The 6,224-nt window shown below is 65.7% G+C and carries 5 protein-coding genes; all 5 read right to left on the reverse strand.

The genetic code is table 11. The annotated features are described in order from the left end of the window. Nucleotides 1-13: 13 nt before the first annotated feature. The 5 genes from ACIBG0_RS31910 to ACIBG0_RS31930 all read right to left on the reverse strand — a co-directional run bounded on the left by ACIBG0_RS31910 (nucleotide 14) and on the right by ACIBG0_RS31930 (nucleotide 5,798). Nucleotides 14-733 (reverse strand): type 1 glutamine amidotransferase, encoded by a 720-nt coding sequence (locus ACIBG0_RS31910; protein ID WP_397037769.1) that lies wholly within the window; start codon nucleotides 731-733, stop codon nucleotides 14-16. Nucleotides 734-774: 41 nt separating this feature from the next. After that, nucleotides 775-2,010, reverse strand: coding sequence for a MurT ligase domain-containing protein (locus tag ACIBG0_RS31915; RefSeq protein WP_397037577.1), 1,236 nt, complete (start codon nucleotides 2,008-2,010; stop codon nucleotides 775-777). Between the two features lie 188 nt (nucleotides 2,011-2,198). Continuing rightward, nucleotides 2,199-2,828, reverse strand: coding sequence for a pyridoxamine 5'-phosphate oxidase family protein (locus tag ACIBG0_RS31920; RefSeq protein WP_397037579.1), 630 nt, complete (start codon nucleotides 2,826-2,828; stop codon nucleotides 2,199-2,201). 168 nt (nucleotides 2,829-2,996) lie between these two features. Beyond that, nucleotides 2,997-4,772: an FAD-dependent oxidoreductase gene (locus tag ACIBG0_RS31925; RefSeq protein WP_397037580.1), complete on the reverse strand. Its 1,776-nt coding sequence runs from the start codon at nucleotides 4,770-4,772 to the stop codon at nucleotides 2,997-2,999. Nucleotides 4,773-5,648: 876 nt separating this feature from the next. Next, entirely contained in the window at nucleotides 5,649-5,798 is a 150-nt protein-coding gene (locus tag ACIBG0_RS31930) for a hypothetical protein (RefSeq protein WP_397037582.1), read from the reverse strand. Nucleotides 5,799-6,224: the final 426 nt, after the last annotated feature.

A 6,224-nucleotide genomic window follows, 5' to 3' on the forward strand; every position in this document is an offset into this window, starting at 1 on the left:
GTTGCGGCGGGGCTCAGGCGCGCAGTCGTTCTCGGCGGAGCTGGTCCACCTCCGGGAGGTGCAGTGGGGGGAGTTCATCCACGCCGAGGACGCGCGCGAGCAACAGGTCGGCGAGTTCCGGATTGCGCGCGAGGGCGGGGCCGTGCATGTAGGTGCCAATGGTGGATCCCTGGACTACACCCTCGAGTCCATCGCCGACACCGTTGCCCACGCCGCGGGTGACGTGCGCGAGACCGGTGGCGTCCCCGCCGAGTTTCGTTCCGCCACGGTGGTTTTCGAAGCCGGTGAGGGCGGCGGTGAGACCGGGAAGCATCGGCGTGGTCGTCACTTCGCCGATGGCGCGCTTGGCTTGCGGGGAGGTGGTGACATCGATGAGGCCGACGCCGTCGACGCGCTCGCCGGTGGATGTCTCGTACCAGTGGCCGAGCACCTGAATCGCGGCGCAGATGGCAAGTACCGGAGCGCCTTTCGCGGCGGCCCGCTGCAGTCCGGGATAGCGCTGCAGATGCCGGGTCGCCAAACGTTGCGCCGAATCCTCCGCTCCGCCAAGGGTATAGATGTCGAGCGACTCGGGAACCGGGTCGGACAGGGTGATTTCGACGATCTCCGCGTCATGGCCGCGCATGCGCAGTCGCTGCCGCAGCACCAGAGCATTGCCGCCGTCGCCGTAGGTGCCCATCACATCGGGCAGCACCAGGCCGATGCGCACAGTCGATTCGGATCCGCCCGTCATCCGGCCACCACCGCTCATCGAATCGCTACGCGATGCTGCCATCAGTTCTGCTCCTCCAGATCGCGGTTGAGATCGCGGAACGCGGTGTAGTTCGCCAGCACCTCGACCCGTCCCGCCGGACAGGATGCAATGGCGCGCAACGGATCCGGCACCGTGGTGTGCTCGACTCCGGCGTAGGTCAGGCGCACCGCGAGATCGGTGGCGCGCTCACCCGCGGCCACCACTTGGACGCCCTCGAAATGCTCGAACCGCACATCCCACAGCCAGGACAGATCCTCGCCGTCGGGCACCTGCCCGTTCACCGCGATCACCAGACCGGCCGAATCGGGCTCGATCATCGACAGCGCCTCCTGCCAGCCCGCTGGATTCTTCGCCAGCAGCAGCCGCGCGGCGTGCTCGCCGACCTGCACCGTCCGATACCGGCCGGCGATCTCGCGCACCGTACCCGCCGCGGTCGCCGCCTCCGCCGGATCCGCACCGAGTGCGACCGCCGCGGCGACCGCCTGCGCGGCATTGCCCTTATTGGCCCGCCCCGGCAGCGCCAATTTCAGCGGCAGCCGAACACCGCCGGGTCCCACCAATTCTGCGCCGTCCAACCACCAATTCGGTTCGGGCCGTTCGAAATCCGTGCCGGTGCTGCGCCAGTGCGCACCCTCCCAGACGATCGGCTCGCCGCTGCGCGGGCAACTCGTCGCATCCATCGACCAACCGCTGCCCGCCGCGACCCACACCACATTCGGATGGTCGTAGGCAATGGAGGTCACCAGCACATCGTCGCAGTTGGCGATCACCACGGTCTGCGGGTGCCGCGCCAGTCCGGCGCGCAGCTTGCGCTCGATCATATTGATCTCGCCGACCCGATCCAGCTGATCGCGACTCAGGTTGAGCAGCACCACCACGGACGGATTCAACGAATCGGTGACGTGTGGCAGATGCAGTTCATCCACCTCGATCGCGGCCAGCGGGGTCCCGCGGTGCGCGCTCAGCGCGGCCACGATGCCTGCGTCCATATTCGCGCCGTCGGCCTGCGTGGCGACCTTGCCGAGGGTACTCAATGCGGCGGTGGTCATCCTGGTGGTGGTCGACTTGCCGTTCGTGCCGGTCACCAGCACGGTGCGTCGCCCACGACCCAGCTGATCCATGATCGTCTTATCGATCTGCAGGGCGATGAGCCCGCCGATCATCGACCCCTTGCCGCGGCCCGCCTTCTGCGAGGCCCACGACGCTGCCGCCGCCGCCCGCAGCGCGAGTCGCCCGCGCACCGTTATGTCTGCCACGCCGCGAGTCTATGTGTTCTGCTCGGCGCCGCATTCGCTGCGGCCAGACTCCCCCGCCTCCCCAGAACTTTTGCCGGTCGTCGAGCACGGGGAGATTCCCGTTCCGGGCCGCCGGATCTGTGCCGAACGTCTTTTGGGCGTACTCGACGAGTTACCCATGTGCTGACGAAATCAGTGCTTACGTTTGTCTAATACAGCTTGGCGTTGTAGTTCTCCGGCGAGTAGTAGCGCTCCAGCTCCTCCAGCGACTCCGTCACATTGGTCTGGACCTCTTTGACGAGCCGGGCCGCACTCGGCAGATTGTCGACCGGCCACTGCGCCGGTTCCCACAGGTGACTGCGGATGAACGCCTTGGCGCAGTGGAAGAAGATCTGCTCGATATCGACCTCGATCGCCAGGATCGGTCGATGACCCTTGACCACCATGTCGTCGAAATATGGTGCATCGCGAACCAGACGGGCCCGGCCGTTGATGCGCAGCGTCTCGCGGCGGCCCGGAATGATGAACAGCAGCCCGACGTGCGGATTGCTGAGGATATTCAGGTAGCCGTCGGCCCTTCGATTGCCCGGCCGTTCCGGAATGGCGATGGTGGTGTCGTCGAGCACCTTCACGAATCCGGGCGGATCGCCCTTCGGTGAGGTATCGCAGTTGCCGTCGGCATCGCTGGTGCTGAGGGCAATGAACGGGGTAGCCGCGATCCAGTCGCGGTCGCGGGGATGCAGTGCGACGCGTTCCTTGGTCGCGGCTCGCGGCATGACCTCACCGAGCAACTGCCGCAGCTCGGCCGGGTCGGTGATCTCATTGGCTTCGGTAATCACTCCCCGCCTCCCCAGAACTTTTGCCGGTCGTTGAGCACGTGCAGACTCCCGTTCTGGGCCGCCGGACGCGTACTGAGTGAGTCTTGGGCGTACCCGACGAGTTACCCATGTGCTGACGAAATCAGTTATTACGTTGACTCTACGGTGATCTGCGCGGCGAGTCACGGGTCACAGACGCACGTCGAACACGTTGGGCTGACCCGCGGCGTAGCGGTCGGCATCGATGCGGCGCAGGGGCTCCAGTTCGGTAGCTCGGTAGAGAGTGAACTTGCGGCAGCGTTCGGCATTCGAACCCGAAACGTCGAGAACGGCATTGACCGCGTCGCGCGCGGATTCGTTGGCGCCCTCCATGGTTGCCAGATCGACATTGGTGCGCACGTAATCGCCTGCCAGGAACAAGTTTTCGAGCGCGCCGTGGGTTTCCGGTCGGCACTCCCACGAACCGGCGGTATTGATCAGCAGCGGATCGGCATTGGCATTGCGCCGCTGGGATTCCTGCCAGCTGATGCCCGGATCGAGGAACCAGGAATGCAGATCGGCATCGCGCAACAGGTCCTCGCGGTCGTTGAGATGCGCCCGCAGTTGCGCCCACACCTCGCGCGCGATTTCCTCGTGGGTGCACTCCTTGGCTGGCTTGCCGTAGAGCATGCCGGGGGAGTTCCAATCGGAGATATCGACCGAAAGGCAGTCCTGTACCGTGCCGTCGCCGAATTCGGTGAGTTTGCGCGTCCACAGCTGATTCTGGGTGATCGATGTGAGCGACCACGGGGCGTCGATATAGGCGGTGTGACCGTGTGAAATATCCATCGGCCTGCGTAGATAGAACTGGATGCCGTTCATCCAGTCGACGAAGAGCCGATCCATCGCGGCCAATTCCGGGCGCACCTCGAGCACGTCGGGCGACCATAGGGCGCGGGCTTTTTCGGCGGGCAGCGCGACCACGAAGTAATCCGCGTCGATGCTGCGCTGAGACCCGTTCTCATCGACGATGCGGGCCGAGGCGATCCGCCGATCGCGCACGTCGAGCCCGCGCACCTCGGCCCCGAGCGCGAATTCCACGCCGAGGTCGCGTAGCCGCTGCACCCACGGATCGATCCACACCGAATTGGTCGGACCGTTGAGCACTCGGTCCAGCGCCCCGTCATTGCCGATTTCGAAGGGGTTGCCCAGGAACTGTTCGCCCATGGTGCCGATGGTTCGGACGCTGGCGACATCCTCTTTCGCGGCGACCATGATGCTGGTCAGTGTCCGTGAGAGCAGGGCGCGGAATTCATGGGAGCGCTGGTGGCCGCCGACGAAATCGCGCCATGAGGTGTATTCCCACTGCCCCACTCGGCGGGCGTCGCAGCTGGAGTTGAATACCAGCAGCCGATCGGCGAAGTACGCGCCCTCGTTGGCGGGCATTTTCAGGGCCGTCGCGATTGCCGCACCCACGGTTTCGCGGAACGCGTCCGGGGTGAAATTCGCGCGGGCCTTGGGGCCCAAGGGAAGTCGGAAATCATCGCCGCCGCGGCGCGCGAAACGTGCCTCCGGCACGCCGATCAGGTTGTTCCAAACGCCATTCGGATTGCCCGCGAACGGAATTCGTCGCATGGTGTCCGGAATGTGTTGATAGAAGCCGGGAAAGAATCGGAATCCGTGCTCACCGGGTAGATCCGCCCGCCCGCCCGACCCGCTGCCGGGCACCGCAATGCTGCGCGCCTTGCCACCGAGCGCACGTCTTTCGAATACGGTGACCTGGAACCCACGCTCGGCCAATTCGTGCGCCGCGGTCAACCCCGCGACCCCACCGCCGAGTACCGCAACCCGCCTGCCGCCGGGACTGCCCGCGGCGGGCGCCGGTCTGAGCCCACCAGCCGTTAGTGCCCCCGCCGTTGCTACCCCTGCTGCGACGGTGCCGCGAAGTATCGCTCTTCGCGACACCGTCAGTCGCTGATCTGCCATGCGCGTCGTTGTGCCTACCGCGCGCCGAACAAACTGTTCGACGCCACCCTTCTCGGGTGCTTCCGCGACGCCACCCTTCTCGGGTGCTGCCGCATCGATGCAGGCTCCTGCTGCGTCGACATCGGTTTCACCAGTCGGAGTAGTGGGCTGACCAGCGCCGAAATCTCCACAGGCATTGGCAGCCCTGCCTGCGGCCCGGATATCCGGGGCATCGTTTCCGATGTGGGAGCCACCTCACCGATGAGCACCGACAAGTTTCTCGACAACGTTCAAGCCTCCGGACCCTGTTCCACGCCGAATACACTGTAAAGCGACTGCTGGCGGGTGCCTCAACCACCCCTGACGCCGCCGCCTGAACTCGGTCGGCCTCGCATTCGACCAGTACAGCGGGGCAGACATTACCGGGCGGGTGACCGGGCCGAGTTGGTTTCCTGAACCGGGATCGTACGCAAACTTCGCAGGTCAGCGCGTCGTAGTGACCGATGTTCCCCGGGTACGACGGAAGGGGGCAGGTAAACCGCGTGCAACCGGGCCGGGCTGCCTATCGCATGCTGTGTTGGCCGGGCGGAAATGAACCCTAGCGATGGTTCAGGCATGTGCCCACCAGGGTGTCGGCCGAGAAGCCGCCTCGGTGCCGGGGCAGGGTCGAAACACTGCACTGCTGTGGCGATCGCGTGCTGGTCGGCTCAGGCTGCCACCAATTGGGTTGCTTACTCGGGGCGGGCCCGACACCGGTGGGTCCGAATCCGGCTGCGGTGCCGTGGCAAGCGGATGGCTCAGGCTTCTATCGGTCGGCCGGTGCTCGGCTGGGATCGCCGTGGTGGTTGCCGGGGAGGGCGCGCGTTCTGCAGGAACCGATCGGCCAGTGCGGAAACCTTATCCGCGGTGATCGCCGGAGGCAGCGGTCTGCCCCTGTCCGAGCACGGTCCCTGTGCGCTGTAAGGCACTGCTCAGTGTGGTGATCAGCATTTGCCGCCCAGCGGTGGTATCCGCGACACCACCGAGCGCGGTCATGGCCGTGCTCAACTCGGCGATAATTCCATCGATGGCGGCTCGCCCCCCGGATGGTGCTATCGGCAGCGCCGCCGAGCAGGCGGCCGAGTTCTGCGTTCATCGATTGTCCGCGCCGTGCGGTGTCGAGATTGTTCGCCGCGTACTGTGTGCCCGATTCGCCGGGCTATGAGGTCGGTTGGCCGGAGCCGAGCGCAGGTGGTGCGTACGGCTGACCGGTGTCAGCGGTGGGCTTGGCGTTGCCGTACTGGGTGGCCATGGATGCCAGCACCGAGGGTTGCTCAGCGGGGGCGGTTCCGACATCGGGGTGGGTCGATCCGGTTTCGTTGCTGGGGTGTTTGCGTGAGTGGTCGGTTCGGGTCTGCGCTGGTGGGGTTGCTCACCCTGCGGCATCGGTGGTGGGTTCAAAGCGGTTTCGTTGCTGGGGCGTTCGCGGGAGTG

This window comes from Nocardia sp. NPDC050630 (genome assembly GCF_044457245.1).
GTDB lineage: Bacteria > Actinomycetota > Actinomycetes > Mycobacteriales > Mycobacteriaceae > Nocardia.